Origin of the sequence: Actinoplanes siamensis, from assembly GCF_016862395.1 — a bacterium.
Classification (GTDB): domain Bacteria; phylum Actinomycetota; class Actinomycetes; order Mycobacteriales; family Micromonosporaceae; genus Actinoplanes; species Actinoplanes siamensis.
The window spans coordinates 1-24,793 of record NZ_BOMW01000065.1 but is presented as its reverse complement, the minus strand read 5'-3'; the positions used below and the strand labels follow the sequence as shown (position 1 = coordinate 24,793).

At 71.2% G+C, this 24,793-nt stretch carries 30 protein-coding genes; 11 read left to right on the top strand and 19 right to left on the bottom strand.

Annotated elements, in window-relative coordinates; translation table 11 throughout:
• Positions 1–12 precede the first annotated feature (12 nt).
• Positions 13–597 carry a type III secretion system chaperone family protein gene (locus Asi03nite_RS30375; protein WP_203683930.1) on the top strand — a complete coding sequence of 195 codons (585 nt, stop codon included), beginning with the start codon at positions 13–15 and terminating at the stop codon, positions 595–597.
• A gap of 197 nt (positions 598–794) precedes the next feature.
• Here the strand turns inward: Asi03nite_RS30375 and Asi03nite_RS30370 are convergent, their stop codons facing one another.
• From Asi03nite_RS30370 to Asi03nite_RS30355, 4 genes are all read right to left on the bottom strand, one after another.
• Positions 795–2,057, bottom strand: a complete 1,263-nt coding sequence (locus tag Asi03nite_RS30370) for a delta-60 repeat domain-containing protein (protein ID WP_203683929.1) — start codon at positions 2,055–2,057, stop codon at positions 795–797.
• Between the two features lie 62 nt (positions 2,058–2,119).
• Positions 2,120–2,500, bottom strand: coding sequence for a globin (locus Asi03nite_RS30365; RefSeq protein WP_203683928.1), 381 nt, complete (start codon positions 2,498–2,500; stop codon positions 2,120–2,122).
• 23 nt (positions 2,501–2,523) lie between these two features.
• Positions 2,524–3,825: an MFS transporter gene (locus tag Asi03nite_RS30360; protein WP_203683927.1), complete on the bottom strand. Its 1,302-nt coding sequence runs from the start codon at positions 3,823–3,825 to the stop codon at positions 2,524–2,526.
• 145 nt (positions 3,826–3,970) lie between these two features.
• Positions 3,971–5,041: a mechanosensitive ion channel family protein gene (locus Asi03nite_RS30355; protein ID WP_203683926.1), complete on the bottom strand. Its 1,071-nt coding sequence runs from the start codon at positions 5,039–5,041 to the stop codon at positions 3,971–3,973.
• Between the two features lie 189 nt (positions 5,042–5,230).
• On the opposite strand from Asi03nite_RS30355, the gene Asi03nite_RS30350 reads away from it, so the two are divergent.
• Positions 5,231–5,785 carry an HNH endonuclease gene (locus Asi03nite_RS30350; protein WP_203683925.1) on the top strand — a complete coding sequence of 185 codons (555 nt, stop codon included), beginning with the start codon at positions 5,231–5,233 and terminating at the stop codon, positions 5,783–5,785.
• On the opposite strand, the gene Asi03nite_RS30345 is transcribed toward Asi03nite_RS30350, so the two are convergent.
• Both Asi03nite_RS30345 and Asi03nite_RS30340 read right to left on the bottom strand, forming a co-directional pair.
• Complete coding sequence (locus tag Asi03nite_RS30345) at positions 5,786–6,592, bottom strand: class F sortase (protein ID WP_203683924.1); 807 nt, start codon at positions 6,590–6,592, stop codon at positions 5,786–5,788.
• Between the two features lie 7 nt (positions 6,593–6,599).
• Complete coding sequence (locus Asi03nite_RS30340) at positions 6,600–7,064, bottom strand: hypothetical protein (RefSeq protein WP_203683923.1); 465 nt, start codon at positions 7,062–7,064, stop codon at positions 6,600–6,602.
• Between the two features lie 202 nt (positions 7,065–7,266).
• Between Asi03nite_RS30340 and ctaJ the strand changes: the two genes are divergently transcribed.
• Together ctaJ and Asi03nite_RS30330 are read left to right on the top strand one after the other, a co-directional pair.
• Complete coding sequence (gene ctaJ / locus Asi03nite_RS30335; protein ID WP_203683922.1) at positions 7,267–7,557, top strand: aa3-type cytochrome oxidase subunit CtaJ; 291 nt, start codon at positions 7,267–7,269, stop codon at positions 7,555–7,557.
• Positions 7,544–7,933, top strand: a complete 390-nt coding sequence (locus Asi03nite_RS30330) for a DUF5130 family protein (protein WP_203683921.1) — start codon at positions 7,544–7,546, stop codon at positions 7,931–7,933. The genes ctaJ and Asi03nite_RS30330 overlap by 14 nt, the downstream gene beginning before the upstream one ends.
• Here the strand turns inward: Asi03nite_RS30330 and Asi03nite_RS30325 are convergent.
• Positions 7,930–8,460 carry a Uma2 family endonuclease gene (locus Asi03nite_RS30325; RefSeq protein ID WP_203683977.1) on the bottom strand — a complete coding sequence of 177 codons (531 nt, stop codon included), beginning with the start codon at positions 8,458–8,460 and terminating at the stop codon, positions 7,930–7,932. The genes Asi03nite_RS30330 and Asi03nite_RS30325 overlap by 4 nt on opposite strands.
• A gap of 115 nt (positions 8,461–8,575) precedes the next feature.
• Positions 8,576–11,134 carry an aminopeptidase N gene (gene pepN, locus Asi03nite_RS30320; protein ID WP_203683920.1) on the bottom strand — a complete coding sequence of 853 codons (2,559 nt, stop codon included), beginning with the start codon at positions 11,132–11,134 and terminating at the stop codon, positions 8,576–8,578.
• A 100-nt stretch (positions 11,135–11,234) separates the two neighbouring features.
• On the opposite strand from pepN, the gene Asi03nite_RS30315 reads away from it, so the two are divergent.
• The 3 genes from Asi03nite_RS30315 (at position 11,235) to Asi03nite_RS30305 (ending at position 14,247) form a co-directional block, all read left to right on the top strand.
• Positions 11,235–11,861 carry a mycothiol-dependent nitroreductase Rv2466c family protein gene (locus Asi03nite_RS30315; protein WP_203683919.1) on the top strand — a complete coding sequence of 209 codons (627 nt, stop codon included), beginning with the start codon at positions 11,235–11,237 and terminating at the stop codon, positions 11,859–11,861.
• Positions 11,862–12,126: 265 nt separating this feature from the next.
• A complete protein-coding gene (locus Asi03nite_RS30310; protein WP_203683918.1) occupies positions 12,127–13,323 on the top strand; it encodes a DUF1015 family protein in 1,197 nt (398 codons plus the stop codon).
• A 6-nt stretch (positions 13,324–13,329) separates the two neighbouring features.
• Entirely contained in the window at positions 13,330–14,247 is a 918-nt protein-coding gene (locus tag Asi03nite_RS30305; protein WP_203683917.1) for an alpha/beta hydrolase, read from the top strand.
• On the opposite strand, the gene rpiA is transcribed toward Asi03nite_RS30305, so the two are convergent.
• The 3 genes from rpiA to Asi03nite_RS30290 are packed head-to-tail and all read right to left on the bottom strand — an operon-like array spanning position 14,244 to position 16,759.
• Positions 14,244–14,945, bottom strand: a complete 702-nt coding sequence (gene rpiA, locus Asi03nite_RS30300) for a ribose 5-phosphate isomerase A (RefSeq protein WP_203683916.1) — start codon at positions 14,943–14,945, stop codon at positions 14,244–14,246. The genes Asi03nite_RS30305 and rpiA overlap by 4 nt on opposite strands.
• 49 nt (positions 14,946–14,994) lie before the next feature.
• Positions 14,995–15,519, bottom strand: coding sequence for a hypothetical protein (locus Asi03nite_RS39005; protein WP_373872186.1), 525 nt, complete (start codon positions 15,517–15,519; stop codon positions 14,995–14,997).
• A gap of 16 nt (positions 15,520–15,535) precedes the next feature.
• Positions 15,536–16,759, bottom strand: a complete 1,224-nt coding sequence (locus tag Asi03nite_RS30290; RefSeq protein WP_203683915.1) for a GNAT family N-acetyltransferase — start codon at positions 16,757–16,759, stop codon at positions 15,536–15,538.
• Between the two features lie 102 nt (positions 16,760–16,861).
• Here Asi03nite_RS30290 and Asi03nite_RS30285 point away from each other — a divergent pair, with 102 nt between their 5' ends.
• Together Asi03nite_RS30285 and Asi03nite_RS30280 are read left to right on the top strand one after the other, a co-directional pair.
• Positions 16,862–17,527 (top strand): DNA-directed RNA polymerase II, encoded by a 666-nt coding sequence (locus Asi03nite_RS30285; protein ID WP_203683914.1) that lies wholly within the window; start codon positions 16,862–16,864, stop codon positions 17,525–17,527.
• Between the two features lie 189 nt (positions 17,528–17,716).
• On the top strand, positions 17,717–18,613 hold the full coding sequence (locus tag Asi03nite_RS30280; RefSeq protein WP_203683913.1) for a glycosyltransferase family 2 protein: 897 nt from the start codon (positions 17,717–17,719) through the stop codon (positions 18,611–18,613).
• Positions 18,614–18,663: 50 nt separating this feature from the next.
• Here Asi03nite_RS30280 and Asi03nite_RS30275 read toward each other — a convergent pair whose 3' ends face one another.
• From Asi03nite_RS30275 to Asi03nite_RS38140, 3 genes are all read right to left on the bottom strand, one after another.
• The gene (locus Asi03nite_RS30275; protein WP_203683912.1) at positions 18,664–19,170 is read right to left on the bottom strand and encodes an SRPBCC domain-containing protein; all 507 of its coding nucleotides are present in this window, start codon (positions 19,168–19,170) and stop codon (positions 18,664–18,666) included.
• Complete coding sequence (locus Asi03nite_RS30270; RefSeq protein ID WP_203683911.1) at positions 19,167–19,487, bottom strand: ArsR/SmtB family transcription factor; 321 nt, start codon at positions 19,485–19,487, stop codon at positions 19,167–19,169. Before Asi03nite_RS30270 ends, Asi03nite_RS30275 begins: the two co-directional genes overlap by 4 nt.
• Before the next feature lie 179 nt (positions 19,488–19,666).
• The gene (locus Asi03nite_RS38140; RefSeq protein ID WP_239103038.1) at positions 19,667–19,855 is read right to left on the bottom strand and encodes a hypothetical protein; all 189 of its coding nucleotides are present in this window, start codon (positions 19,853–19,855) and stop codon (positions 19,667–19,669) included.
• Between Asi03nite_RS38140 and Asi03nite_RS30265 the strand changes: the two genes are divergently transcribed.
• The gene (locus Asi03nite_RS30265; RefSeq protein ID WP_307834039.1) at positions 19,781–20,107 is read left to right on the top strand and encodes a VWA-like domain-containing protein; all 327 of its coding nucleotides are present in this window, start codon (positions 19,781–19,783) and stop codon (positions 20,105–20,107) included. The two genes, Asi03nite_RS38140 and Asi03nite_RS30265, sit on opposite strands and share 75 nt — an antisense overlap.
• A gap of 21 nt (positions 20,108–20,128) precedes the next feature.
• On the opposite strand, the gene Asi03nite_RS30260 is transcribed toward Asi03nite_RS30265, so the two are convergent.
• The 4 genes from Asi03nite_RS30260 to Asi03nite_RS30245 form a co-directional block, all read right to left on the bottom strand.
• Entirely contained in the window at positions 20,129–20,689 is a 561-nt protein-coding gene (locus Asi03nite_RS30260) for a hypothetical protein (RefSeq protein WP_203683910.1), read from the bottom strand.
• Between the two features lie 456 nt (positions 20,690–21,145).
• Positions 21,146–21,400 carry a hypothetical protein gene (locus tag Asi03nite_RS30255; RefSeq protein WP_203683909.1) on the bottom strand — a complete coding sequence of 85 codons (255 nt, stop codon included), beginning with the start codon at positions 21,398–21,400 and terminating at the stop codon, positions 21,146–21,148.
• A gap of 305 nt (positions 21,401–21,705) precedes the next feature.
• The gene (locus Asi03nite_RS30250; RefSeq protein ID WP_203683908.1) at positions 21,706–23,454 is read right to left on the bottom strand and encodes an ATP-binding SpoIIE family protein phosphatase; all 1,749 of its coding nucleotides are present in this window, start codon (positions 23,452–23,454) and stop codon (positions 21,706–21,708) included.
• 49 nt (positions 23,455–23,503) lie between these two features.
• On the bottom strand, positions 23,504–23,866 hold the full coding sequence (locus Asi03nite_RS30245) for an STAS domain-containing protein (RefSeq protein WP_203683907.1): 363 nt from the start codon (positions 23,864–23,866) through the stop codon (positions 23,504–23,506).
• 176 nt (positions 23,867–24,042) lie between these two features.
• Here Asi03nite_RS30245 and Asi03nite_RS30240 point away from each other — a divergent pair, with 176 nt between their 5' ends.
• Positions 24,043–24,372, top strand: a complete 330-nt coding sequence (locus Asi03nite_RS30240; RefSeq protein WP_203683906.1) for an STAS domain-containing protein — start codon at positions 24,043–24,045, stop codon at positions 24,370–24,372.
• 270 nt (positions 24,373–24,642) lie between these two features.
• Here the strand turns inward: Asi03nite_RS30240 and Asi03nite_RS30235 are convergent.
• A partial coding sequence (locus Asi03nite_RS30235; RefSeq protein WP_203683975.1) for a cold-shock protein occupies positions 24,643–24,793 on the bottom strand: 151 nt, incomplete at its 5' end.

The following is a 24,793-nucleotide window of genomic DNA, read 5'->3' as shown; positions in this document are numbered from 1 at the left end:
GAGGTGCGCACGATGCCGTGGTGGTCTTGGCGTCCGGGAACGGCCGCGGAGAACGAACCGGATACCGGTGGCGAGGTCGCGGTGCAGAGCACCGTCCGCGTCGAAGTCCCGGCCCAGCGCGAGCCGGCCCGGACCCCGGCGCCCTCCGAACTGCCCCCGGCCGCGTCCTGCGAGCCGGCCGCCGAGACGGTGACGCTGGCCCGCATCGGCAAGGCCCTCGACCTGCTCGACATCCGGTTCCTGGCCGACGGCGGCGGCAGCCTCCTGGCGATGTGGGAGCGGCACGCGGTGCTGTTCACGCTGGAGGGTCCGGACGACGAGATCCTGGTGATGCGGGCGCGTCCGCACGCGACGGTCCCGCCGGACTGGGCCGACCGGGCGTACCGGATCGTCAACGAGTGGAACCACACGCGGCGCTTCTGCAAGGCGTACGTGGGGGATCCGACCGAGCGGGGTCAGCTGCCGATATACGCCGAGCTGCAGGTGCCGCTGGCGGCCGGCGCCCACGACGCGCTGCTGGTCGAGCTGCTGGACTGCGGGGCGGCCGTGGCGACGTCGTTCGTGGACTGGCTCCACGACGAGGGCGCCCTCCTCTGAACCCACCGCCCGATCCCTCCCGGTGACGACCCGCCGGCTCCGCACCCGCCCAGGTCGCGGCGCGGCCCCCGCTCCCGGCTGGCCCCCGGGGGCGTCTCGACAACCTGGACACGGCCCTGACGGCCGGCCCGGCACAGCCGGCTGTCCGGGAAGGTCTCTCGGCCGCCGGGACGCCTCCCGGCGCCCGGCCGGTTGGGTCAGTCCAGCGGGAACATGCCGATGCGGCCGTGGTACTCCTTGCCCAGCTGGTCGGTGTCCGAGCCGACCAGCAGGCCCTGCGGCACCGTCAGGAACGCGCGGACGCCGACCCCCCGGGCACGCGTCGGGTTCCAGGACAGGGCCTTGCCGGTGGCCGGATCGACCGCGCCGATCCCCGGCCGGGAGACCGCACCCGGCCCCGGCCCGTTGCCGTCCGTGCCGTAGGGGTTGTCGAACCAGCGCTGGTGCCCGCCCAGGTAGACCGCCGGCCCGGTGACCGCCACCGCGTAGAGCGAGTCCCCGCCGGTCCGCTGCACCCAGGTCGGCAACTGCTCACCGGTCCGGTTCGTCTCGAACCGGGCCGCCGAGTCGCACAGCTTCTGCGCCGAGGAGGCCCGGCCGGTCGCGGCCACCACGAAGTACGAGCCGTCCGGCGAGAACTTGACCTGGCGCAGGTACGTGTCGAAGCCCTTCATGCACTGCGGCTCGAAGGCACGCGTGTACCACCCGGTCAGCTCCGCCGACGACCCGCCCACGTCGAAGATCGCGATCTGGGTCCTGTCGTCCTTGCCGGCCTTGAGGAACGCGCCGACCGCGACCAGCTTGCCGCCGTCCGCGGTCAGGTCGAAGTGCTCGACCCGGGTGCGGCTCAGGCCCGGCCCGGCCAGGTGGGCGTCGAATCCCTGGTCCACCGTGCCGGTCTGGGCGTCCATCCGGGCCAGCCCGACCCGGCCGACGCCGTTGATCGCGGAGAACGTGCCGGCCGCGTAGAGGTGGTCGCCGCGGGTGGCCAGGGCCCGCACGTCGCCCCAGTTCACCTTGGCGCGGAACGACGTGTCGCGATTGCCGCTGGCCAGCCAGAGGCGGGTGATGCCGCGCTGCTTGACGCCGTTGACCGTCTTGAACGCGCCACCGACGTAGACCGTCCCGTTGGCGCCCGCGGTGAGCGAGTAGATCGCGCCGTCGACCTCCGGGGCGAAACTGCGGATCGTGCCGTCGTGCAGGTCGTACGCGAAGATGTTCTTCCGGGTCAGGGTGGTGTGCCGGCCGGCGTCCGTGACCTTGGTGAACGCGCCGCCGACGATCACCGTGTCACCGACCACCGCCAGCGCCCACACGGTGCCGTCGAGCACGTGCGGCGTCCAGTCCACCGGGTTCTCCGAGACCACCCCGGACTGCGCGATGTCCGCCATCGCGGGCGGCGGGGAGGCGGCCAGGCCGGCGAGGAGAACGGTGGCGACGGCCAGCAGGCGACGGCGCATGGGGCGGCTCCCGGATCGTGACGGACACTCCGATTAACGAGTCACCGCCAGATAAGTCACGATCAGTCGCTGTTCACCATGAAATAGGCCGCGCGCTCCAGATAGTCCCAGAGCATGGTGTGCTGCTCCTCGGGCAGCGCGAGCGAGTCGACCGCCGCGCGCATGTGGGTCAGCCAGGCGTCCCGCTCGGCCGGGCCGACCCGGAACGGCGCGTGCCGCATCCGCAGCCGGGGGTGGCCGCGGGTCTCCGAGTACGTGCTCGGGCCGCCCCAGTACTGCATCAGGAAAAGCGTCATCCGCTCGGTGGCCGGCCCGAGGTCCTCCTCCGGGTACATCGGCCGCAGCAGCGGGTCCGTCGCGATGCCCTCGTAGAACTTGCCGACCAGCTTGCGGAACGTGGGTTCGCCGCCCACGGCGGCGAAGAAGGACTCGGGTGCGCTCACCTTCCCATTTTGCCAGCCGGATCTCAGGTGGCCAGTGGGGCGGCGGCGCTGTTGGCGGCGGACAGCTTCCCCCGGTCCGGCCAGCGGGTCGCCACCAGGATCATCAGGACCGTGCCGGCGACGCTCCACAGGCCGACCACCAGGGGGATCCGGAACCGCTCGGAGAGCACCCCGTTGATCAGCACGGCGAGGAACTGGCTGGCCTGGATCCCGCTGGTCATCACCCCGAACGCGCGGGCCCGGTGGCTGGCCGGCAGGACCAGCGCGAACGACGCGTTGAGCGAGGGCAGCCCGGCCCCCTGGGCCATGCCGGAGAGCGCCACCAGCGCCGCCACCACTGTCGCCGGGGGACCGGCCAGGGTGGGGGTGAGCACCAGTGGCGTGGCGACGGCCAGCAGCGGCACCAGGCGCCAGCGCCGCTCGTCCGGGACCAGCCGGCTGAACAGCAGCCCGCCCACGACGATGCCGAACGGGCCAGCCGCCATGATCAGGCCCTGCTCCAGTCCCTGCGGGATGCCGTCCGGGGTGGCCTCGGCGGCCCACGAGGCGGCCAGGCTCTCCGGGACGACGCTGAAGGCGATGGTGGTGAACACCACTATCGCTATCGCGCGCAGCACCGGGCTGCCGAAGACCAGCTGGAAGCCCTCCGCGGTCTCGCGCAGCAGGTGCCGGCGGCGTTCCGGGGCCACGCCGGCCGGCCGGACCCGCACGCAGGTCGCGATCAGCAGCGCGGAGAGGGCGAACGTGCCGACGTCCAGGCTGAGCGCCAGGCGCGGGCTCAGGCTGACCGCCAGCGCGGCGCCGGCCAGGTAGCCGATCACCTGGGCGATCTGCCCGGACGTGGTGGTGGTGGCGAGCGCCAGGGTGAGCCGCTCGCGCCCGACGACCAGCGGCATCAGCGCGGACCGGGCGGCCTGCGCGGGGGGAGCGCCGAGGCTGGCCAGCAGCACCACCAGCAGGGTCACCGCGGTGGGCAGGCCGGGGATCAGCAGCACCCCGGTGAGAGCCATCCGGAACAGGTCCGAGACGACCATCACCCGGCGGTACGGATACCTGTCGCCGAGCGCGGAGAGCACCGGCCCGAGCGTGATCCAGGGCAGGTACCCGATCGCGAAGGAGATCGCGGAGAGCAGCACCGACCGGGTCTGCTGGTAGATCAGGACGGTGACGGCGGCCCGGGTCAGGTAGTCGCCGACCCAGCTGATCAGCATGGACGCGTAGATCGCCCGGAATTCGCGCAGCGAAAAAAGGCTACGGAAGGTGACTAACTGGTCGCCTTCCGTAGCCTCTTTGGAACGCTGCGGACCCTCCGGGTCGTTGGCCACGGGTCCTCCATCGACCGGCGCGAACGTGCATGTGCAAGAGCTTTATCGGATTCTGCCCGATCGTCCTAGTGGATGCTAGGGCGGTTGGTCCGATTTCAAGCCGTTCGGTGGAGAGTGTAACCGCGGCGTGTCGCGTAAGCGCAGGTCAGACGGATCCACCCGGGCGCGGCACATCGATCGACGGAGAAGAATTTTCCCGGCCCGAGTACCAGGGCGGCGGCACCGCGGAGCGCGGCACCAGGCGGGACGCGGCGATCCGCTCGGACAGCCCGGTGTTCTCCAACGCCTCGGTCAGCGCCCGGCGCAGCTCCCGCTGCACGGCCACCTGGCTGTCCGCGGTCGTCTTGGCGATCGTCCGGATCGTCGCGCCGTCCACGGTCAGCTGCTCGACGCCGACCACGTCCGGCGGCTCGATGAACTCGGTCCGGTGCTCCGGGTGCCCGGCGACCGCGTCGGCGGCCTCCCTCAGCACCGCGATCGCCTCCTCCGAGTTGACGAAGCCGATCGGGATGTCGATCACCACCATGGCCCAGCCCTGGCTCTTGTTGCCGACCCGGACGATCTCGCCGTTGCGGATGTACCAGAGCACGCCTCGGGCGTCGCGCACCGTGGTGATCCGCAGACCGACGCTCTCCACCACGCCGGTGGCCTCGCCCAGGTCGACCGTGTCGCCCACCCCGTACTGATCCTCCAGCAGCATGAACAGGCCCGCGATCAGATCCTTGACCAGGCTCTGCGCGCCGAAGCCGAGCGCCACGCCGACGATCCCGGCGCTGGCCAGCAGCGGCGCCAGGTTGAACCCGAACTCGCCCAGCACCAGCAGCGTGGCCATGGTGAAGACCACCGCGCTGATGAAGCTGCGCAGCACCGACCCGATCGCCTCGGCGCGCTGCCGGCGGCGCTCCGGGATGAACTGGGCCTCCTCGGCGGCGACGTCGGCCCGCTCCTTCAGCGGCTTGAGCAGCGCCGGCATCGCGGCCCGCGAGGTGCTGGCGGTCAGCCGGCTGATCGCCCGGTGCAGCAGCCAGCGGATCAGCATCGCGATCAGGACGATCGCGATGACCCGCACCGGCTTCACCACGAAGACGTAGCCGCTCTTGGCCAGCCACGGGCTGACATCCTGTTCGAGCAGCCATCTGCACACCGAGTCGGCGTCGCACGACTTGGTGAGGTCGACCGTGGGGAGGCTGGGATCCGGAGACGGAGCAAGGAGCACGGAGAGTCAAAGTACCGGGTCCGACTGAACGGGCGCCTCAGACGTTTACCGCGTGGCCACAGATTGTGCTCGCAATTTGGTCATCCATCAGGGACTATTGGCGCACAGGCTTCGTCGGCGAGGCCCAGATCACACACGGCTGAGCTACGGGAGCGCTACACAGCAACTGACACCGGAAGGGTGATCGCGATGCCTGACATACGACCCATGGTGGGCTCTTCCGCGTTAGTGCTGAACGCTACCTACGAGCCTCTGTGCGTCGTATCGGTGCGTCGAGCGACCATCCTCGTCCTGACCGCCAAGGCGGAGTGCGTCTCCGACGGCGACGGCATCCTGCACAGCGCGAGCGAGGAACTGCCGGTTCCGTCAGTGGTCCGCCTCACGCGGTACGTGAAGGTGCCGTACCGCACGCATGTCGGCCTCTCCCGCCGGGCCATCTTCGCCCGCGACGGCGGCCGCTGCGCCTACTGCCGGGGCTCCGCGGAGACCATCGACCACGTCTTCCCGCGCAGCCGGGGCGGTCTGCACGCCTGGGAGAACGTGGTGGCCGCCTGTGCCAAGTGCAACCACAGCAAGGGCGACAAGACGCCGGCCGAGCTGGGCTGGCGGTTGCACTCCATACCGCAGGCGCCACGGGGCGTCGCCTGGCGGGTGCTCGGGCACCGCACGCCCGACCCCCGTTGGATGGATTGGCTGGACCTGCCCGACACCCACGCCGCCCCGGCACCCGCCGAGGCGGCGTAATCATTTCCTGGCCTCGATGAGCGACGCGTAGACGACGACGTTGTCGGAGTAACCCTGGTCCCCGCCGAGCCACTTGCCACCACAGGTCATCAGGCGCAACGAGGGCCGGCTGTAGTCACCGTAGACACGCTGGACGGGCAGCCGGTCCTTGTCGTACCGCTCCACCGTGTTCACCTCGAACACGGCCACCGTGCCGTCCGACCGGCCCACCTCGACGCGCTGCTTCGGCTTGAGCCTGCCGAGGTCGTGGAAGACCGACGGCCCGGTACGGGTGTCCGCGTGCCCGACGATCAGCGCCGGCCCGAACTGTCCCGGCGTCGGCCCGCCGTCGAACCAGCCCACCTCGTTGTGCCGGCGCAGCGGTGGCACGTCCACCGACCCGTCGCGGGCCTGCCCGACCGGCAGGACCGGCGCGTCCACCTCGAGGTCCGGGATGGTCAGCCGCTCCGGCCGGCTCGGCTCCAGCACCGGGAAGGCGCGCGGCGGCGGCTGGCCCGGCTCGCCGAACGGGTCCAGGTCGAAGCCGGTGGACACGCCGAGACCCATGCTGACCGCGAAGAGCCCGGCGAAGAACAGCAGCAGCGCGATCCAGCCGATCGGCAGGCGCCGGCGGCCCCGGATCGCGGGCGGGGCCGGCACCCGGCGGCGGGGCTGGGGCACCCGGAAGGCGGGCCGGCCGCCCTGTGGCCGGGGCGCCGGCAGCGGGCCGGTCACCACGCCCGGCGGCGGGGCGCTGATCACCTGCGCCGGGCGTTTGCGCCGGACCGACTCCGGCACGTCGCGGGGCGGCCCGGGGTCGTCGGTCATCGCGGCCTCAGCCCAGCCGCCGGCGGCGGATCGACAGCACGCCCAGCCCGGCGCCCGCCAGCATCGCGGCCAGGCCGCCGCCGACCAGCCAGGGCGTGGTCCGCTCGGCGGCCGTCCCGCCGCCGCCGGTGGCCGGCCCGCGGGCCGGCTCCACCCGGGCCACCACGTGCATGGTGGTGCTCGCGGTCCGCCCGTCCGGGCAGCGCAGGGTGACCCGGTAGTCGCCGGTCCGCTGCCCGGACGGCACCTTCGCGGTCGCGGTCAGGAAGCCGAACTCCGGCTCGACCGGCACCGAACCGATCGGCTCGGCGCCGACCGTGGCGGCTTTCAGGTTGTCGTCGCAGGAGGCGCGCAGGGTGACCGGGTCCCCGGCGCGCACGGTGCTCGGGTTGAGCTCCACGAACACGGCAACGGCGGCGTGCGCCGGGAAGACCAGCGTCACCGGAAGAATCAGTCCGACGGCCAGGCCCATGGAATCCCCCCTCCAGCCGTGCCCGGGCGAAAAGCCCGCGGACGGCGCGTGAAGGTGATTTTCGCACCGTCGAGCACGATCCGCGTAGATCCCGACGGCGTGAGACTCGGGTTCGAGACCCGACGGTCCGGCACGACTCGTGCTCCGCTACCGTGATTGACGTTCGACATAAATAGGATCACCGGCGCCTGGGGGCGTTCAGTTGTCTGTAATCACAACCATCCTGGTCTATGTGATCATCCCGGCCGCGATCATCGGCACGGTGGCGGTCATCGTGTTCGCCACCTCCGACAAGGCGAAGCCGTCCCGCCGGTACCGCCCGGGCCGGCCGTACGAGTTCGCGCCGATGTGGTTCCTGGCCTCGCCGGAGCGCACCGTCGCGGCGGGCCACGGTCACGCCACCCCGGCGATCGAGCGCGGACTGGTCATCGAGGACAGTTCCGGCGCTCCGGTCCGGCCCGGCCCGACAGGAGGCGCAAGTGACAAGTGGTGAGCTGGCCGAGGCCGACCGCGAGACTCCCTTCACGACCAGTCAGCTGCTGCGCCTCGACGAGGCGCTGCGGATCGCCGACCAGGCGACCGGCCTGACGTTCAGCATCTACCTCGGCGAGCTGGAGGAGCCGCTCCGCGAGTCCGCCGAGAAACTGCACAGCCAGATCGCGCGCCCGGAGCGGGCGGTGCTGATCGCCGTCTCGCCGAACCAGCGCCGCCTGGAGATCGTCACGGGCGAGGAGGCCCGCCGGCGCGTCAGCGACCGCGACGCGAAGCTGGCAGCGTTCGGCATGGCCGGCTCGTTCTCCGGGGGCGACCTGATCGGCGGCCTGCTGATCGGCCTCGACCAGCTGGCGTCGCGCGCGGGTCGTTCCTAGAAGACCCCCACCCGGATCGGGTACGGGGCGTCGAGCTTCACCCGCTCGGCGCCCTCGATCCGGCGCGCCAGGCGGTAGGACGGACCGTCCAGCGTGTGCACCGACAGCGCCTCGCCCGGCTCCACCAGCCAGTAGGCGGGGATGCCGGCCGACGCGTACACCGCCGGTTTGAGCAGGCGATCGTAACGCCGGGTCTCCGGCGCCTCCACCTCGACCACCAGCGCCACGTCCGCCGGGTCCACCCAGATCCCCCCGGACGACCGCGGCCGCAGCACGATCACGTCCGGCACCAGGCTGCTGATGTCGATCCCGACGCCCAGCCGGTCACACACCCACCAGTCCGGCGGGGCGGCCGTGCGCAGCGCGGCGATCACCGCCTCGACGCCCGCCTCGTGCACCCCGTCCGGGGGCGGGGTGACGTGCAGGCTGCCGTCGACGATCTCGTACCGGTGCCCGTCCTGCGGGAACAGATGCAGATCCGGCTCGGTCCACCGGCCGTCCGGCGCGCTCCACCGCTGGCTCACCATCGTCACGGGCCACCTCCAACACCGCGGAGTGTCAGCCTACTGACGGCACGCCGATGCAACTTGCAGTACGCAGGAAAAACGGCCCCTCCGAGTCGGAGAGGCCGTTTCGCCCTGATCAGGCAGCCGCGCTGTCCTTGGCGCGGGCCTTCAGCGCCCGGAGCACGCCGTCCCGGCCCTCGGCCACCAGACGCCGCAGCGACGCCGGGTGCCCGTCCTGCGCCAGCCAGGCGTCGGTCAGCGCGACCGTCTCCTCGCTGATCTGGAACGTCGGGTACGCCAGCGTCGCGAACTCCTGCGCGGGCTCGCTGTCCGAGCGCGCCCACACCGAGCCCACCACGGCGAAGAACTTCTCCGCGTACGGCGCTGTCAGGGCCACCTGGCGGGTGCTCTGGAAGCCCTGCAGCAGCGACCGGTTGAGCCAGTTCGGCGGCTGCTGCGGCCCGGTCAGCTCGGCCCAGACGCGAGCCTTGTTCTCCGCGGTCGGCAGCAGGGCACGGGCGATCGCCGCCTCCCGCTCACCGCTGGCCGTCTTGTCCGAGGCCAGCTCCGCGTCGATCTCCGACTCGTCGGCCGCGCCGATCGCGGCCAGCGCCTGCAGCAGCGACCAGCGCAGCTCGGTGTCGACGACCAGGCCCTTCGGCTTGGCGCCGCCGGTCAGCCAGCCGCGCAGCACGGCCGCCTGCTCCTGCGTGCGGGCGGCGGTGATGAACGCCCGGGCCCAGGTGAGCTGCCAACCGCTGCCCGGCTCGGCCGCCGCCAGCTGGGTCTCGGCCAGCCGCGCCAGCATCGTCCAGCCCTCCGGCGCCCACTGCGGGTCGGCGAACGACACCAGCGCGCTGGCCGCCTGCCGCAACGTGGCGGTGGTCAGGTTGATGTCACCCTCGGCCGGCAGGCCGGAGCAGACCAGCCGCACGTAGTCCCGGGCGGCCAGTTCGGCGTCGCGCAGCATGTCCCACGCGGCGGCCCAGCACAGCGCCCGCGGTAGCGCCGAGTCGAACCCGGCGATGTGGTTGACCAGCACCCCCAGCGAGCGCTCGTCCAGGCGCAGCTTCGCGTACGTCAGGTCGTCGTCGTTGATCAGCAGCACGTCCGGCGCCTTGATCCCGGCCAGCGCCGTGATCTCGGTGCGCTCGCCGGCCACGTCGACCTCGAGCCGCTCCCGGCGCACCAGCCGGTCGCCGTCCAGGTCGTAGAGGCCGATGCCGATCCGGTGGGTACGCAGCGTCGGGTACCCGGCCGGGGCCTCCTGCAGCACCGTGACGCTCGTGTAGCGCTCCCGGTCGTCCATCTCGACGACCGGGCGCAGCGTGTTGACCTGCGCGGTCTCCAGCCACTGCGCGGCGAACTTGCGCAGCTCCCGGCCGGACGCCGTCTCCAGCTCGGTGAGCAGGTCGTCGAAGGTGGCGTTGCCCCACGCGTGCTTGGCGAAGTACTCCCGCAGGCCGGTGAGGAACGGCTCCAGCCCGACGTAAGCCACCAGCTGCTTGATCACGCTGGCGCCCTTGGCGTAGGTGATGCCGTCGAAGTTGACCTCGACCGCCTCCAGGTCCGGCATCTCGCAGTAGACCGGGTGGGTCGAGGAGAGCTGGTCCTGCCGGTAGCCCCAGGCCTTGCGGATGGACAGGAACGTCGACCAGGCGTCGGTGAAGCGGGTGGCGTGCGTGTTGCACCAGTGGCTGGCCCACTCGGCGAACGACTCGTTCAGCCACAGGTCGTTCCACCAGCGCATGGTGACCAGGTCGCCGAACCACATGTGGGCGAGCTCGTGCAGGATCGTGTTGGCCCGCTGCTCGTACTCGTAGTCGGTGACCTGCGAGCGGAAGATGTAGTGCGCCTCGGCGTGCGTGACGCAGCCGAAGTTCTCCATCGCGCCGGCGTTGAAGTCCGGCACCCAGAGCTGGTCGTACTTCGGCAGCGGGTAGCGCACCCCGAACTGCTCGTGGAAGAAGTCGAAGCCCTGCTTGGTGATCAGGAACAGGTCGGCCTCGTCCAGGTACCGGGCCATCGAGGCCCGGCAGAAGACGCCCAGGTCGATGCCGTCGTGCGAGTCGCGGACCTCGTGGTACGGCCCGGCGCAGATCGCCGTGATGTACGTGCTCATCCGCGGCGAGGTGGTGAAGTGGACCGTCCGCGCGCCCGTACCGGCCGGCTCCTCGGAGTCGACAGGCATGTTCGAGATCACCTTCCAGTGATCCGGCGCGATCACGTGCCAGGTGAACTCGCTCTTGAGGTCGGGCTGGTCGAAGGCCGCGTACACCCGCTGGGCGTCGGCGGTCTCGAACTGGCTGTAGAGGTAGATCTCCTGGTCGACCGGGTCGACGCTGCGCTGCAGGCCCTGGCCGCTGGCCGAGTAGGCGAAGTCGCCCTCGACGACCAGGACGTTGCGCTCCGCCAGGCCGGGCAGCGGCAGGCCCTTCTCGGCCGACCAGGTGCTCAGGTCCAGCGGCGCGCCGTTGAGCGTGGCCTTGTGCAGCTCGACCGCGGCGGCCTCGATGAACGTCTCGGCGCCGGGCTCGCTGCAGTTGAACGAAACGATGGTGGTGGAGCGGAAGGTGCCGGAACCGGGGTTGCCGTTTCCGTCGGTCAGATCGAGGGTGATGTCGTACCCGGTCACCTCGAGCAATCGACTCCGCTCCGCGGCCTCGACCTGGGTCAGGTTGTGAACACCGGCCACGTGCACTCTCCTTCGAGCTGACTGCTTTTCCTCGCAGCCTATTCGCCGCGCTCGAGTCGCACCTCATCCGCACCGCCTTCGGCGGTGGCAGTATCGATCCATGACTGAACGCGCCACCGTCGACATGTGGTTCGACCCGCTCTGCCCGTGGGCCTGGATCACCTCTCGCTGGCTGCTCGAGGTGGAGAAGGTCCGCCCCCTCGACATCCGCTTCAACGTGATGAGCCTCTCCGTGCTCAACGAGGGCCGGGACCTCCCCGAGGAGTACCAGGCCCTGATGACCAAGGGCTGGGGCCCGGTCCGGGTCTGCATCGCCGCCGCCGAGACGGCCGGCCCGCAGGTCCTGCGGGACCTCTACACGGCCCTGGGCACCCGCATCCACCTGCAGAAGTACGAGCTGGACGAGAAACTGTTCCGGGAGGCGCTGACCGAGGTCGGCCTCGATCCGGAGCTGGCCGCGGCGGCGCACACCGACGCGCGCGACGAGGCCCTGCGGGCCAGCCACAACGCCGGGATGAAGCCGGTCGGCACGGACGTCGGCACCCCGGTGATCCACGCGCCCGGCCCGGACCCGGACTCCACCGTCGCGTTCTTCGGCCCGGTGATCACCCCGGCGCCCAAGGGCGAGGCCGCCGGCCGGCTGTGGGACGGCGTCCTGCTGGTCGCCGGCACGCCCGGCTTCTACGAGATCAAGCGCAGCCGGGAGATCGGTCCGATTTTCGATTAGTTCGCCACTTGTTCACCGAGCCCGTCGTTGGATGAGGTGATGCACACCTCATTCAACGACGCCGCGGGCATGACGATCGGCGTTCAGCGCGAAGTATGGGTGGATTTGCCCCCTGAGCTGGCCGGATTCGTGGCCCCGCCGATCATCGTCACGGCCAGGCCGGTCGAACGGCCGGTGAACCCGCATCGACGGCCCCAGTCGAGCCGGTCACGGGGGAACATGCCGGTGGGCAGGCGCCGTCGTCCGGCCGGGTAAGTTCCCTGCCATGACGGTCGTGCACCCGATCAGCCGGGCCTGGATCACCACTGGCGGTACCGGAGCCCAGAACTACGACGAGTTCGCCGACGACGCCGAAATCACCGACATCATCACGGCCAACCCGCACAGCGCGCTGGCCGTGGAAATGCCGCATCTCGCGCCCGAGTCCCTCGGGAAGACCTTCACCGAATCCCTCCCGGACGCCGTCGTCCGGCTGGAGAACGAGAAGTCCGAGGGCCACTACCGGCAGGCTGAGCACGTCGTGGTGCTCTACCGGATCACCGGGAAGGACGAGGCCCCCGCCTACGGCCTGTGGAGCATGGTGGACACCGCCCAGATCTCCACCAGCGCCGACGAGCCGGGCCTGGTCATCCGCAACGAGGACGTCTTCATCGCCAAGGTCCGGGAGCGCGTCGCGCTCGCCGAGGCGCTGTCCACGCTGCTGTCGCCGGTGCTGCTGCTGCAGACCGGCAAGGGCGAGGAGTTGCACGCCGCTCTGGCCGACGCCTGCGACGCGGCGGGCGAGCCGGAGGCCACCGACACCGACCAGACCGGTCGTACCCACGCCATCTGGGTGGTCGGACCGGGCGAGCTGCAGGACCGGCTCACCGCGCTGGCCGGCGGCGGCGAGCTGGTGGTCGCCGACGGCAACCACCGCAGCCTGGCCGCGCAGACCGGCGGGCTGCAGCGCTTCCTGGCGGTGATCACCACGCCCGCGTCGGTCGCCATCCAGCCGTACAACCGGCTGATCAGCGAGCTCCCGGCACGGCCGGAGGAGCTTCTGGAGCGCCTGCGCGCGGCCGGTGCGACGGTCACCGAGCTGCCGCGCGCCGCGGAGCTCCCCGGCAAGGGGACGATCGAGGTGTACGCGGCGGGCCGCTCGTACGCCGTCGCCCTGCCCGCCGACCCGGCCGGCACGCCTGTGGAGAACCTGGACCACGCCCTGGTCGAGCGGGTGCTGCTGCACGACGCCCTGGGCTTGGACCCGGGGGACAAGCGGATCTCCTACATCGGCGGCGACTACCCGGTCGAGTGGCTGCGCGGCGAGGTCGACGCCGGCCGTGCCGCCCTTGCCGTGCTGATCGCCCCGGTCACCGTGGAGGACTTCGTCGAGGTCAACCTGGCCCGGCTGAAGCTGCCCCGCAAGAGCACCTGGTTCACCCCGAAGGCCCGCGGCGGTCTCGTCCTCGCCCAACTCGGCTGAGGCGGGATGCTCCACCCCCAGGTGACGGCGGCGGCGAAGCTTCGCCGCCGCCCCTCCGCCGAGCAGCTCGCGGCCGGACCCTACGAACGCCTCCAGTTCGCCCGCGCGGCGATGGAGGAGTCCAACGAGGCGGAGACCGGCCCGGCGCTGCCGTTGCCGGTCGTCGCCGACCTGGACGCCGGCGGCGTGCCCTGCCGGCTCTACGCCACCCGGGCCGGCGCGCCCGTCTTCGTCTACCTGCACGGCGGCGGCTGGTGCTACGGCAGCGTCGAAACCGTCGACCGGTTCTGCCGCCGGGTCGCCGACCGCTCCGGCCTGGCCGTGCTGTCGGTCGGTTACCGGCTCGCCCCGGAGCACGTCCACCCGGCCGCCCTCCAGGACGCCGAGACGGTGCTCGACCACGTCCGTAAGACCGGCGGCGAGCTGGGCGTCGACGCGTCCCGGCTGGCGATCGGCGGGGACAGCGCCGGCGGCCAGCTGGCCACCGTCACCGCCCGGCGGCAGCGGGACGCGGGCACCCCGCTCGACTTCCAGGTCCTGATCTATCCCGCTCTGGACCCGCTCACCTCGGCGGAGTCCTACGACGAGCTGGGGGAGTACGGCCTGGACCGCGCCTCGATGAAGCTGGCCTGGGAGACCTACGTCCCGGACCCGATGCGGCGGCTCACCGAGGACGTGGCGCCGCTGGCCGTCACCGACCTCTCCGGGATGCCGGCCACCCTGCTCATCACCGCCGAGTACGACGCGCTCCGGGACGAGGGCGCCGACTACGCGGACGCGCTGGTGGCCGCGGGCGTGCCGGTGGTGCACACCCGGTACATGGGCGTGAACCACGGCTTCGCCCGCAAGATCGCCACGATCGACGCGGCGCGGGCGGCCGCCGACCAGGTCGCCGCCGCCCTCCGCGCCGCGCTGACGTTCTAATCGGCCAGGATCAGCTCGAAGTCGTACCCGAAGAAGAGGCCCGTCTCGACGACGCCCGACATCTGCTTCAGGCGGGTGTGGGCGTCGTCGGCGATCTCGCTGAACCGCAGGTCCAGGATGAGGTTGCCGCGCTCGGTGAGGACCGGCCCGTCCTTGCCGCCGGCCGCCCGCAGGGTGACCTCCGCCAGGCCGGGGAAGCCCGCCAGCTTCTCGAAGATCAGGCTGAGCGCGGCCGGGTCGATCTCCACCGGGGCCGCGAAGTTCTGCCCCAGCCGGTCCACGATCTTCGACCGGTCGACCACGATGAACGCCTTCGGCGCCGCCGCCATCATCAGCTTCTCCTGGTAGAGCGCGCCGCCGCGGCCCTTGATCAGCCGATGTGCCGGGTCCACCTCGTCGGCGCCGTCGAAGCACCAGTCCGGCCGGACCTCGTTCAGCGTCGCGGTGCGTACGCCCAGCGCGGCGCACGCGTTCGCCACCTCGATCGAGGTGGGGATCGCGGTGAAGGCGAGCCCCTCCTTCTCGGCGCGGGCCGCGAGGGCCTGCAGGGTGAGGAAGCTGGTCGAGCCGGAGCCGATGCCGACCGTCTGCCCGTCCTGCAGCTCGGCGGCCAGCCGCGCCGCCGCCTCCCGCTTGGCTTCCTCGTTCTTGATGGCACCTGACCAGGTCAGGCCGTTGGGGCGGTGCTTCCACTGCATGGGCTAGTCAACCGTTTCCACGAGCGGTCGGTGGTCGGCTCCATCGTAGTCAGCGGCGGGGCAGGTCCTCGCGCGGCAGCCAATTGCGCCGGACGATCACCAGATCGCGGTCGGCCGCCGCGAGCTGCTCCCCGGACGGCCGCGCGGCGTCCCGGGCGCGCAGCGCCGCACCCACGCTGACCTGCGAGGATCCGGAACCGACCAGGCCGCGCAGACCGCGCTCGGTCTCCCGGTCCTCGCCGTTGCCGGCGGTCGCCGGGCGTTTCACCGGGCCGCGCGGGCCGCGCTCGGCCTCCCGGTCCGCACCGCCGCCGGCAGCCGCGGGGCGCCTCGGCGGCCGCGCGTTCGCCGGTGGGGTGGGCACCGGCGTGTTTCCCGGTTGTGCGCTCGCCGGCGCGGTCGGCACCGGGGTGTTGCCGGGCGTCGCGTTTCCCGGCGTCGCGTTTCCCGGCCCGGCGGGCGCCGGCGCGGACGGTGGCGGGGCGGGCACCGGAGCCGGCGGCGGCTCCGGTGCGGCGCCGCTCGTCCGGGACGAAGGGCGCACACGCCGGCGGCGGCGTTCGGGCTCGACCATGAACCCGACGGTACCCTCAGAACACCTCAGTGGCGCTGGGCGCGTGGTGCCAGCCGAACGCCAGACTCGGATCATTTGCGGTCAGCTGCCGCACCCGACCGGCCGCCGCGAGCACCCCGAGCGACGTCCCGCCCAGGTAAGCAGCGCCGAGATCGGTCACCGAGCACGCCAGGTCGGCCGGGTCCCCGGTCCGCGCGCAGGACGCCCCGCCCGGCCCGCCGGTCAGCCGCCAGCGCCCGGCGTTCGCCGGCAGGAGCGGGTCCTCGACCTCCAGCACCACGTCCACCGGCGCCTGGTACCGCCGGGCGGCGAGCGCGCCGGGCACGTCCACCAGCCGCACGAAGAGCGCGTCGGAGAGCATGGTGCCCAGCCGCCGCGGCTCGTCCACCAGGTGGCGCAGCGGCTCGTCGACCGCGCCCAGGTCGAACGACACGGTCCGGCTCAGGTCGATGCCGAGCAGGAACCGCCAGAGCGTCTGATACGTCGCCGGGTCGGCGGCGGCCACCTCGCGGACCTGCACCTCGGCGTCCGGCCCGTGGTGTGTCCAGCCCCGCTTGACCCGCCAGAGCGCGTAGCCGGTGGGGCCGCCGGGGCCGTCGTGCACCACGGCGTACCGCCGGGTCGTGCCGTCCCGGCGGTCCCACGGATCGGCGAGCACGTACCGCCACCACCGGTCGTCGCGGTCGGACCAGCCGACCCGGGTGACGCGCAGCTGGTCGAACGTCTTGGCGATGTCCGAGAGGAGCTCGGCCGGATCGCCCATCCGCAGCCGGCCGGCGGGTTCCGCGGGCGGGACGGTGAGCCGTACCTCCCGATTCATGATCGAGAATTTGAGGCGGGAGGACGCCGGGCCGTACCCGAATCGGGGGTAGATGGTGGTCTCGCTGGCCCACAGCACCGCGAGAGCCTCCCGCCCGCCCTCCGCGATGTCGCGCAGCTGGCGGTGCATCAGCGCGGTCAGCAGGCCGCGCCGGCGGTGCGTGGGCCGCACGCCGACGCAGGAGATGTGCGCGGCCGGCAGCACCGCTCCGGGCACGGTCAGCTCCCGGCTGTAGGCCACCGTGTGCCCGGCCACCAGCCCGCCGTCGTCGGCGACCAGCGAGCGCGCCGGCTCGAACACCGCCTCCTCGGCGGCCCGGGCCGCACCCTCCAGATTCTCGTGGAAGACCACGCCGAGCAGCTCGGAGATCGCCGGAAAGTCCTCGATCGTGCCCGGGCGGACCCGGATGCCATCGTCCATGGAGCTTGTGTAACGGACGCGTGTGGGTCCGGGCCAGCCATTTGCGCGCTCGTTACTCTCGGATCAGGTGGTCGTCCGGCCACCTGATCGGAGAGGGGAATCATGCCGGAGCAACCGCAGTGGTCCGAGCGGACGCTCGACATGCCGCCGCAGGACCCGTGGGCCGAGCCGCCGACGGTGACCACGCCGGCCGGCCCGGAGGCGGGCGAGCCCACCCGGGCGCATCACCAACCGGTCTCCCCGGAGGCGGGCGAGCCCACCCGGCCGTATCACCAACCGGTCTCCCCGGCGCCGCAGTCGCCGTTCAGCCAGGGCCGGGCGCAGGTGACGCCGCGCACCCCGCCGCGCGACGACACCGCCGTGCACGAGCCGACCGGCACCGGCTGGCCGGGCGCCGACGTCCCGCGGGAACAGCACAGCATCGGCTGGCATCTGCGCCGGCTGCGCCGCGGCGGCGAGTGGAGCACGGCCGCCGCGTTGTTCGCGTTCGTCTGCTGGGGCATCTGGGCGCTCTCCGGGGGTGGCGCGCTGGGCACCCCGGTGGTGGTCTTCGTGATCACGCTGCTCGTCGGCGTCGGCGTCTTCGCGCTGGCCCGGCTGGTCGGCCGCCTGGTCCTGGAGCGGTACCTGAACCGGCCCCGGCACACCGCCCGGGGCGCGCACGTCGTCGCCGGGCTCTACCTGACCGGTGTCGGTTTCACGTTCCTGCGCCAGACCGAATGGGTGATGGACGCGGTCAACTGGATCAAGGATGTGTTCTCTGCCTGATCGCCTCGCTTCGCTCGGCGGCACATCGTCCTTTGAATCGATGGCGAGAGCGCGGAAAGCGGCCACGCTTCGCTTGCCGTTGTCCGTGCTCTCGCCGTCGACAGGTGAAATGCGTTTTTTGCGGCGGTTGGACCGTCTTCACCCTTCTGGGTAGGTGACGGGCGCGGGATTCGGGGTATCGGCGAGTTCGTGCAGGATTCGCGGGTAGGGGTCGTTGTCATCACCTGGCAGCGGCGGGACGAGGCGCTGGCCTGTGTGGAGCGGTTGCTGGCGCTGCCGGAGCGACCACACGTGGTGCTGGTGGACAACGGGTCGACGGACGGGACCGCGGACGCGGTCCGCGCCCGATATCCGCGGGTCGAGGTGGTCGCTCTCGCCGAGAACCTGGGAGCGGTGGGCCGCAACGTGGGCGTACGCCGGCTGCGCACCCCCTATGTCGCGTTCTGCGACGACGACACGTGGTGGAGCCCCGGCTCGCTGTCCCGGGCCGCCGACGTGCTCGACGCCCACCCGCGGGTGGCGCTGCTGAACGCCCGGATCGTGGTCGAGCCGTCCGGCGTGGAGGACCCGATCGTCGCGGAACTGCGGGACTCCCCGGTGCCCGGCCCGGACGGCCTGCCCGGCCCGGCGCTGGGCAGTTTCCTGGCCGGCGCCTCGGTCGTCCGGCGGGACGCGTTCGAGCGGGCCGGCGGCTTCGACGAGCGGCTCTGGCTGGGTGGCGAGGAAGAGCTGCTCGCCACCGACCTGATCACCGCCGGCTGGGAACTGTGCTATCTGGAGGATCTCACGGTGCACCACCGGGCGTCCCGGCTGCGCGACGCCACCCACCGGCGTCGGGTCGGCCTGCGCAACACGCTCTGGTTCACCTGGCTGCGGCGGCCGGTGGGACCGGCCGTACGCCGGACGCTCTTTCTCGCGCGGACCGTGCCCCGCGATCGGACCTCGTTGCTCGCCGCCCTGGACGCGGCCCGCGGCCTGGGCTGGGTGCTGGCCCACCGCAGGCCCCGCCCGTTGCAGGTGGAGGCCCGGCTCAGCGTTCTCGACGAGACGCAACGGCGCTCCACGGCGCGCCGTTACGTGGGCTGACGGGCAGCGCGCGGCCCCCTTCCCGCGGGGCCGCGCGGGCCGGTCGGCGATCAGGCGTCGGCCAGCACCCTGCCGGTCTCCAGCAGCGACTTGAGGTCACTGAGGACCCACGCCCAGCCGCCGCCACCCTCGGCCGCCGCGTCCGGGTTGCCGGAGACCATGGCGGCGGTCACCGGCGCGTCGGTCACGTCGTGGGTGATGGTGACCCGGCAGACCCCGGGCGCCGAGTCCTCGATCTCGTAGGTCAGCGTGGTGAACCCCTCGGCGGCGGTGCCCGGGTCCATCAGCATCCGCCAGGACAGCACCAGCCGGCGCGGCGGCTCCGCCTCCAGCACCTCGCCGTCCACGATGGGGTCGGGCAGCTCGAAGCCCTGCGCCGCGGCGTGGTCGAGCATGCCCTGGTTGGCCGTGGAGTGGTACCGGCCGCCCTTCTTGAGCTCGTAGTACTGCGGAGTCGCGTAGCCGTACTTCGCGTTCCACTCCGGATCGGTGATCGCCTGCCAGATCCTCTCCGGGGCGGCCTTGATCCAGATCCGGAACACCTTGGTGTCGCTCATGGCTCTTCCTCCAGCGTGCGCTTGAGATCGATGAGGGTGGTGATCTGGTGCTCGGTGTACTTGTCGATCCACCGGTCGTGGATCTGCCGGATCGGCACCGGGTTGAGGAAGTGCAACTTCTCCCGGCCCGACCGGCGCGTGACGACGAGTCCCGCCTCCTCCAGCACCCTCAGGTGCTTGGCGACGCCGAACCGCGTCATCTCCAGCTCGGACTGCAGCTCGGTGAGCGTGCGGCCGTCCCGCGCGAACAGCAGGTCGAGCAAGAAGCGACGGCTCGGGTCGGCAAGCGCCTTGAACACCCGATCGTCGTCCGTCATGACGCAAAGTTATGTGACCTTTTGGTCACCTGTCAAGCGTGACGACGGCCGGCCGGCGTACGACTCGGTCGCGCCGGACTCGGCGCGACCGCGCTCGCGGGCGCTGACCCGGCTCCGGATGTTGTTGTCGTACCCGGCCGCTACCGTCTGCCCCATGTCGGACTTCCGGGCGCTCACCGTCACCGAACTCGCCACGGCGCGCACGGGCAGCCGATGCCCTGGGAGTCCGGGGACGCGCCGCGGGTCAGCCCGGCGGAGGCCGGCGCCATCGGCGGCGCACCGTCCTCGGCGAGCTGGCGGGCGTCCTGCGCGCGGTCGGCATCGGCCGCGAGCGCGTCACGGTTCTCCCCTGCGACGCGGACGTGCACGCCGTCCGCCGGGTCGGCAGCGTCGGCGAGGTGGAACTGGCCGGCGGCGGCGGAACCGACATGCGGGTCGGCATCGCGCACGCGCTGAGCGCCCGCCCGAAACCCAGCATCGTCGTGGTCCTCACCGACGGCTACACCCCATGGCCGGACGCGGCGCCCGGCAGCGTCCGCGTGGTGGCCGGGCTGGTCGGCCGCCGGGCCCCCGAACCGCCACCCTGGATCGAGACGATCCGCATCCCGGAAACCCTCTGACCACGGCGTGACCACCGGTCCTCAGCGTTGGTCACGCAGGTCGATCAAGTAGCTGCTGCTGTCGGCGGTGTGACGGATCGACGTGATGGGCTCCGGGCGGACTGTCCGCTGCCCGCCGCCGGTGACCGGCTTGAGCCGCACGATGCGCTGGACCAGCCAGGACCGATCGGTGGGGCGCCGCAACGCCGCTTGCACCTCGTCGGCGACGTACCCGTCGGCGACCTCCACGGTGCCGCGGAACCGGACGCGTTGCCCGGCGGCCGGTGGCGGATCCGGGTAGGAGGTGCCGACGTGGATCGGGACACCGTCGACGTCCAGAACCCACCCGCCCAGCGGGCAGGTGCGGACGAACGGCAGTGCGATGCCGGTGAGGAGCAGCTCGGTGGGGCCGGCGCTCGATCGGGGAAGAGCCGTCACGGAGGGGTTCAGGTCTTCGCCGGGAGCCCAGTGGTCGCCGTGGGCTTCCAGCGTGAGCACGGTTCGGCCGCCGACCTGAGCCCGGAAATCCGAGCTGCCGACCAGTCCAGCGGTCACCAGCACACCGGGCAGGGTCAGGGCGTTCCGGTCGTTCTGCGACAACACGACTCCAAGCTAGGCGGCGGCTTGCTGAACAGTACGTTCCCCGCCTCGTCAAACGAGAGAACGCCGGGGCACTGCCCCCGCCTCCACAACGTCCAGGTGCTCGTGGACATGCTCGGCGACCAAGCCTCGACCGCCTCCGGTCCTCCTCGGGCGAGCGCTGGTCCCTGCTCATCGTCCGCGAGGCCCTGGACGGCGCCCACCGTTTCGCCGAGGTCAGCCTGCGCGTGGCCGGTCACCGTTCGTCGGCGACAGCCGTGACATGGACAACCAGGCGGTGGCGTGATCATGCACAAGCGCGCCGGCCGGGCGCTCGCGACAGCCAGCCAGCAGGCTCCAACCTGGCGGGCGCAGGTCAGCGGCGTCGAGGAGGCCGGTAGCTCCGTTGAGACAAATCACCGAGGTGACCGGAACAGCTTCTGGGCGGTCGTCGAGGCGCTGACGGACAGGATCGACCTGCTAGCTGGCAGGCCCAGCCGTCGGCAGCCTGATTTCTTTGACGAGAGCACCGGCCCAAAAGCTGACCATCAACAGGTGGAAGCCGATGTCCCACCAGTCGCGGTCCGCACTGAAGAAGTCCCCGACCAGAACGCAACCACCAACCGCGAGGAGGATGGCATATGCCCCCATCAGCCCCGCGTTCTGCGACCGAGACTTCGCCACGTGATGCTCCCTCCAGCCGGTCAGTACGCCGTCACTGTAGATCGCCGCCACCACGACGCCCCAGGGGCGAGGTGGACGCTGCTGACCTGCGCCAGCGTCTCTCGGCGACGCAGCCCTGGCCGGAACCGAACTACATGCGGCAAACCATCGGGCACAAGGTCGTCACTGGCAACCGAGAGGCTCGGGCACTGTCGGCCGTTGTCGGTAACGCACTGCCAGCTCATGTGGAGGAACTACGAGAGGTACTCGTCGGCTGATTGCCTGCAACCGCCGGATCCGCGAACGTCGGTCGCTGGCGGGGACCGTCGTCATGGTGTGGTTGGCCTCCACGAACGAGAAGGTGAACGACGCCAACGCTATGACGATTCGTCGCTGGGGGACGCGGCTGGCACTACTAGTTCCGCCCAGACGATTTTTCCATCACTGATCGGGCGGGTGCCCCATCGATGGGCGAGGGCTTCGACCAGGACCAATCCGCGATGCCCGGGGATGTCGGCGACGGGTTCTCTGCGGCGGGGGACGCGGCCGTCGCGGTCGCTGACGTCGATGACGAGCCGGTCGTGGCAGTGGTGCAGGCGTAGCTGCAGCGGGGCCTGGGTGTGGCGTACCGCGTTGCTGATCAATTCGGTCGCGACGGTGATCGCCTGGTCGGTGACGTGTTCGAGCTGCCAGGCGGTGAGAGCGTTACGGACGAAGCGGCGCGCCTCAGCGGCGGCGTGGGGGCTGGCGGTCAGCGGCTGGATGGCCAGCACGCTGTCGGGGTGGGTGTTACGGACGTAGAGCAGGGCGACATCGTCGTCGTAGTGGCCGCCGGTGAGCTGGTGGATGAGTTTGTCGCACGCGACGTCGGTTTCGCTGTCCGGCCGCGTGGCCAGCTCGCGCAGGGCATGGCCAAGTTCGTCGATACCGTCGTCGACCGGTCGGTCGCGGCGTTCCACGAGCCCGTCGGTGTACAGGGCCAGACCCGACCCGGGTGGGAAGTCGACCTGGCGCTGGAGGAAACGGGTGCCGATGCGAAGGGGGAGCCCGAGGCGCTCCTGCAGAAACGTCACGGTGCCGTCGGGAGCGACGACCGCGGGTGGCAGATGGCCGGCGTTGGCGTAGCTGAGGGTGCTGTTCACCGGGTCGTGCACGGCGTACACGCAGGTGATGAACTGGTGGCCGGGCATGGTACGGGCCAGGTCGGACACGTGCCGCAGAACCTCGTCCGGGGGCAGATCGAGAGCTGCGTAGGCGCGTACGGCGGTACGGATCTGACCCATGACGGCAGCCGCGCCGACGCCGCGCCCCATGACATCGCCCATGACGAACGCGGTACGCCGACCGGGAAGGCCGATGACGTCGAGCCAGTCCCCGCCGACCTCGGATCCGGTCGCCGCGGGCAGGTACTTGGAGGCGATCTCGAAGCCCGGAACGGGATCGATGGTCGGCAGCATGCTGCGTTGCAGCTCAACGGCGGTATTGCGGTGCAGGGCGAACAGGCGGGCATTGTCCAGGGCGATAGCCGCGTACCCGGCGATACCGACAGCGAGCTGTTCATGACGGCTGGTGAACTGCCCCGGCGCCGGGTGGCCGAAGAAGAAGCCGCCGAGCACTTCCCGGGAGGTGGTGGAGACCACTGGGACTGCGAGGTAGCTGCGTAGCGGCAGGTGCCCGGCAGGCATGCCGTGGTAGGGGGCGTTCTGCCCGTATCGGGCGTCAGTGGTGATGTCGTCGGAGCGCACCACGCCTTCGCCGGCGAACGTCGGCCCGAAAACCGCCGTATTGCGGGGCATGGGGAAGGACGAGAACGCCTCCCGGGGTGCCCCGGACAAGGTGTAGAGGGTGTACGCCTCGCCGCGTTCGTTGACGACGTTGTAGAAGAACGCCCCGAACGCCGCTCCGGTGGCGTGCGTGGCGGCGTCGGTCGCGTCCTGTACCAGGGAGTCCATGTCCAGCTGTGACGTCAACCGCTGCCCCACGGCCTGCAGCCGGTCGACCAAGTCCCGTTCGGCCTGCAAACGGGCCTCTGCCTCGGCCAGGTCAGCCGTGCGCGCATCGACTGCCGCTTGCAGGGACGCCAATTGCTCGCGCAGCTTGTCACTCTCACTGTGCTTGCGTGTCACGATGCGACCCCGACACGGGCATGCCCCGTACCCGGCCGACATAAGGCATTCACGCCGTTCTGATCTCGTGCAGAGCGGCGTCGACATCGGCGCACATGACAAAAAGCTGGTCCAGGCTGGTCACCCTCAACGCTGAGGACACCTGCCGCTGTGCCCCGGCCAGAAACGTTCGGCCGCCCACGGTCTCCGTGGCCTGCTGAACCAGGATCAGCACACCCAGAGCGCTGGAATCGCAGAAACCCACCTCACTGAGATCTACGATCATCGAAGATCCGGCCGGCGGTTCACCCTCGATCACGCTCAGCACCTTCGGCGTGGTACCAAAATCCAGCTCGCCGCTGATCCGGACAACCAGCGCCGCCGGCAGATGACCGCGGTCAAGCTCGACATCTATCAACGCAGTCTGATCCACGCTACCCCTCCCAGAAGGAGCCTCGATGCTAGCCGTACCCGGCTGGGCTGGCGTTGTGTGCGCGCACCAGGAGTGGGAGGTTACCCACCAAGAAGCGGCAGCACACACTCTGCCGTGCACACTGTCAGGGCCGCATCTGGCGGTGCCGGCTTCGTACCCCGAAAGCGAGTTCCCCGGTGATCATCATCAGCAACCGCGACGCCGACAGCGGCACGCGGCTGAACATGGCCGGTGAGCTCGACATTGCCACAGCGGACGAGTTCCTCACCCGGCTCCGATCATCCATGGCCGACATGCAAGCACCGGACTCGCTCCTCGTCGACTTCACCGAGGTCACTTTCTGCGACTCGTCCGGCATCGCCGCCCTCGACGAGCTGTATGCCGACGCCGCCGCGCGAGGTCTTTCGTTTCGGCTGGCGAACCTTCAGCCCGGGGTCCGGCGAGTTCTGCAGATCATCGGCCTGCTGGAGGCGCTGACCAGTTCACAAGCGCCGCTGACCCGGTGAGCCCCAGCGGCGGTCCGCGATGCGCCGTGTCATGTCAGGCACCGCTATGGGGAATCGGGAGCAGACCCGTACGGATCATCTGCGTGAGGTGCTCGCGTACACGGGGTGGCGCACGATCGATGCGGCCGGGTGGAAGGACCTCGACCGACGGGGGTGCCCGGTAGCTGCTGTGGGACACGGGCATGGTCCCCGCTCGAGCTACCGCTTACAGAAACGCCGAACGGCGGCCCGCTGAACCAGTCGGGTCGCCGTTCGGCGAGAAGCTGTTGATCAGAGCGAGCGGATGTTCTCCGCCTGCGGGCCCTTCTGGCCCTGGGTGATGTCGAACTCGACCCGCTGGTTCTCGTCGAGGCTGCGGAAGCCGGTCGAGGAGATCGCGGAGAAGTGGGCGAAGACGTCGGGGCCGCCGCCGTCCTGGGCG

Bases quoted from the DNA above. Each gene is read 5' to 3' on its own strand.
- Asi03nite_RS30375 (WP_203683930.1), top strand. From the start codon at position 13: ATGCCGTGGTGGTCTTGGCGTCCGGGAACGGCCGCGGAGAACGAACCG.
- Asi03nite_RS30370 (WP_203683929.1), bottom strand. From the start codon at position 2,057: ATGCGCCGTCGCCTGCTGGCCGTCGCCACCGTTCTCCTCGCCGGCCTG.
- Asi03nite_RS30350 (WP_203683925.1), top strand. From the start codon at position 5,231: ATGCCTGACATACGACCCATGGTGGGCTCTTCCGCGTTAGTGCTGAAC.
- Asi03nite_RS30345 (WP_203683924.1), bottom strand. From the start codon at position 6,592: ATGACCGACGACCCCGGGCCGCCCCGCGACGTGCCGGAGTCGGTCCGG.
- Asi03nite_RS30340 (WP_203683923.1), bottom strand. From the start codon at position 7,064: ATGGGCCTGGCCGTCGGACTGATTCTTCCGGTGACGCTGGTCTTCCCG.
- Asi03nite_RS30325 (WP_203683977.1), bottom strand. From the start codon at position 8,460: ATGGTGAGCCAGCGGTGGAGCGCGCCGGACGGCCGGTGGACCGAGCCG.
- Asi03nite_RS30315 (WP_203683919.1), top strand. From the start codon at position 11,235: ATGACTGAACGCGCCACCGTCGACATGTGGTTCGACCCGCTCTGCCCG.
- Asi03nite_RS30310 (WP_203683918.1), top strand. From the start codon at position 12,127: ATGACGGTCGTGCACCCGATCAGCCGGGCCTGGATCACCACTGGCGGT.
- Asi03nite_RS30305 (WP_203683917.1), top strand. From the start codon at position 13,330: ATGCTCCACCCCCAGGTGACGGCGGCGGCGAAGCTTCGCCGCCGCCCC.
- rpiA (WP_203683916.1), bottom strand. From the start codon at position 14,945: ATGCAGTGGAAGCACCGCCCCAACGGCCTGACCTGGTCAGGTGCCATC.
- Asi03nite_RS39005 (WP_373872186.1), bottom strand. From the start codon at position 15,519: ATGGTCGAGCCCGAACGCCGCCGCCGGCGTGTGCGCCCTTCGTCCCGG.
- Asi03nite_RS30290 (WP_203683915.1), bottom strand. From the start codon at position 16,759: ATGGACGATGGCATCCGGGTCCGCCCGGGCACGATCGAGGACTTTCCG.
- Asi03nite_RS30285 (WP_203683914.1), top strand. From the start codon at position 16,862: ATGCCGGAGCAACCGCAGTGGTCCGAGCGGACGCTCGACATGCCGCCG.
- Asi03nite_RS30275 (WP_203683912.1), bottom strand. From the start codon at position 19,170: ATGAGCGACACCAAGGTGTTCCGGATCTGGATCAAGGCCGCCCCGGAG.
- Asi03nite_RS30270 (WP_203683911.1), bottom strand. From the start codon at position 19,487: ATGACGGACGACGATCGGGTGTTCAAGGCGCTTGCCGACCCGAGCCGT.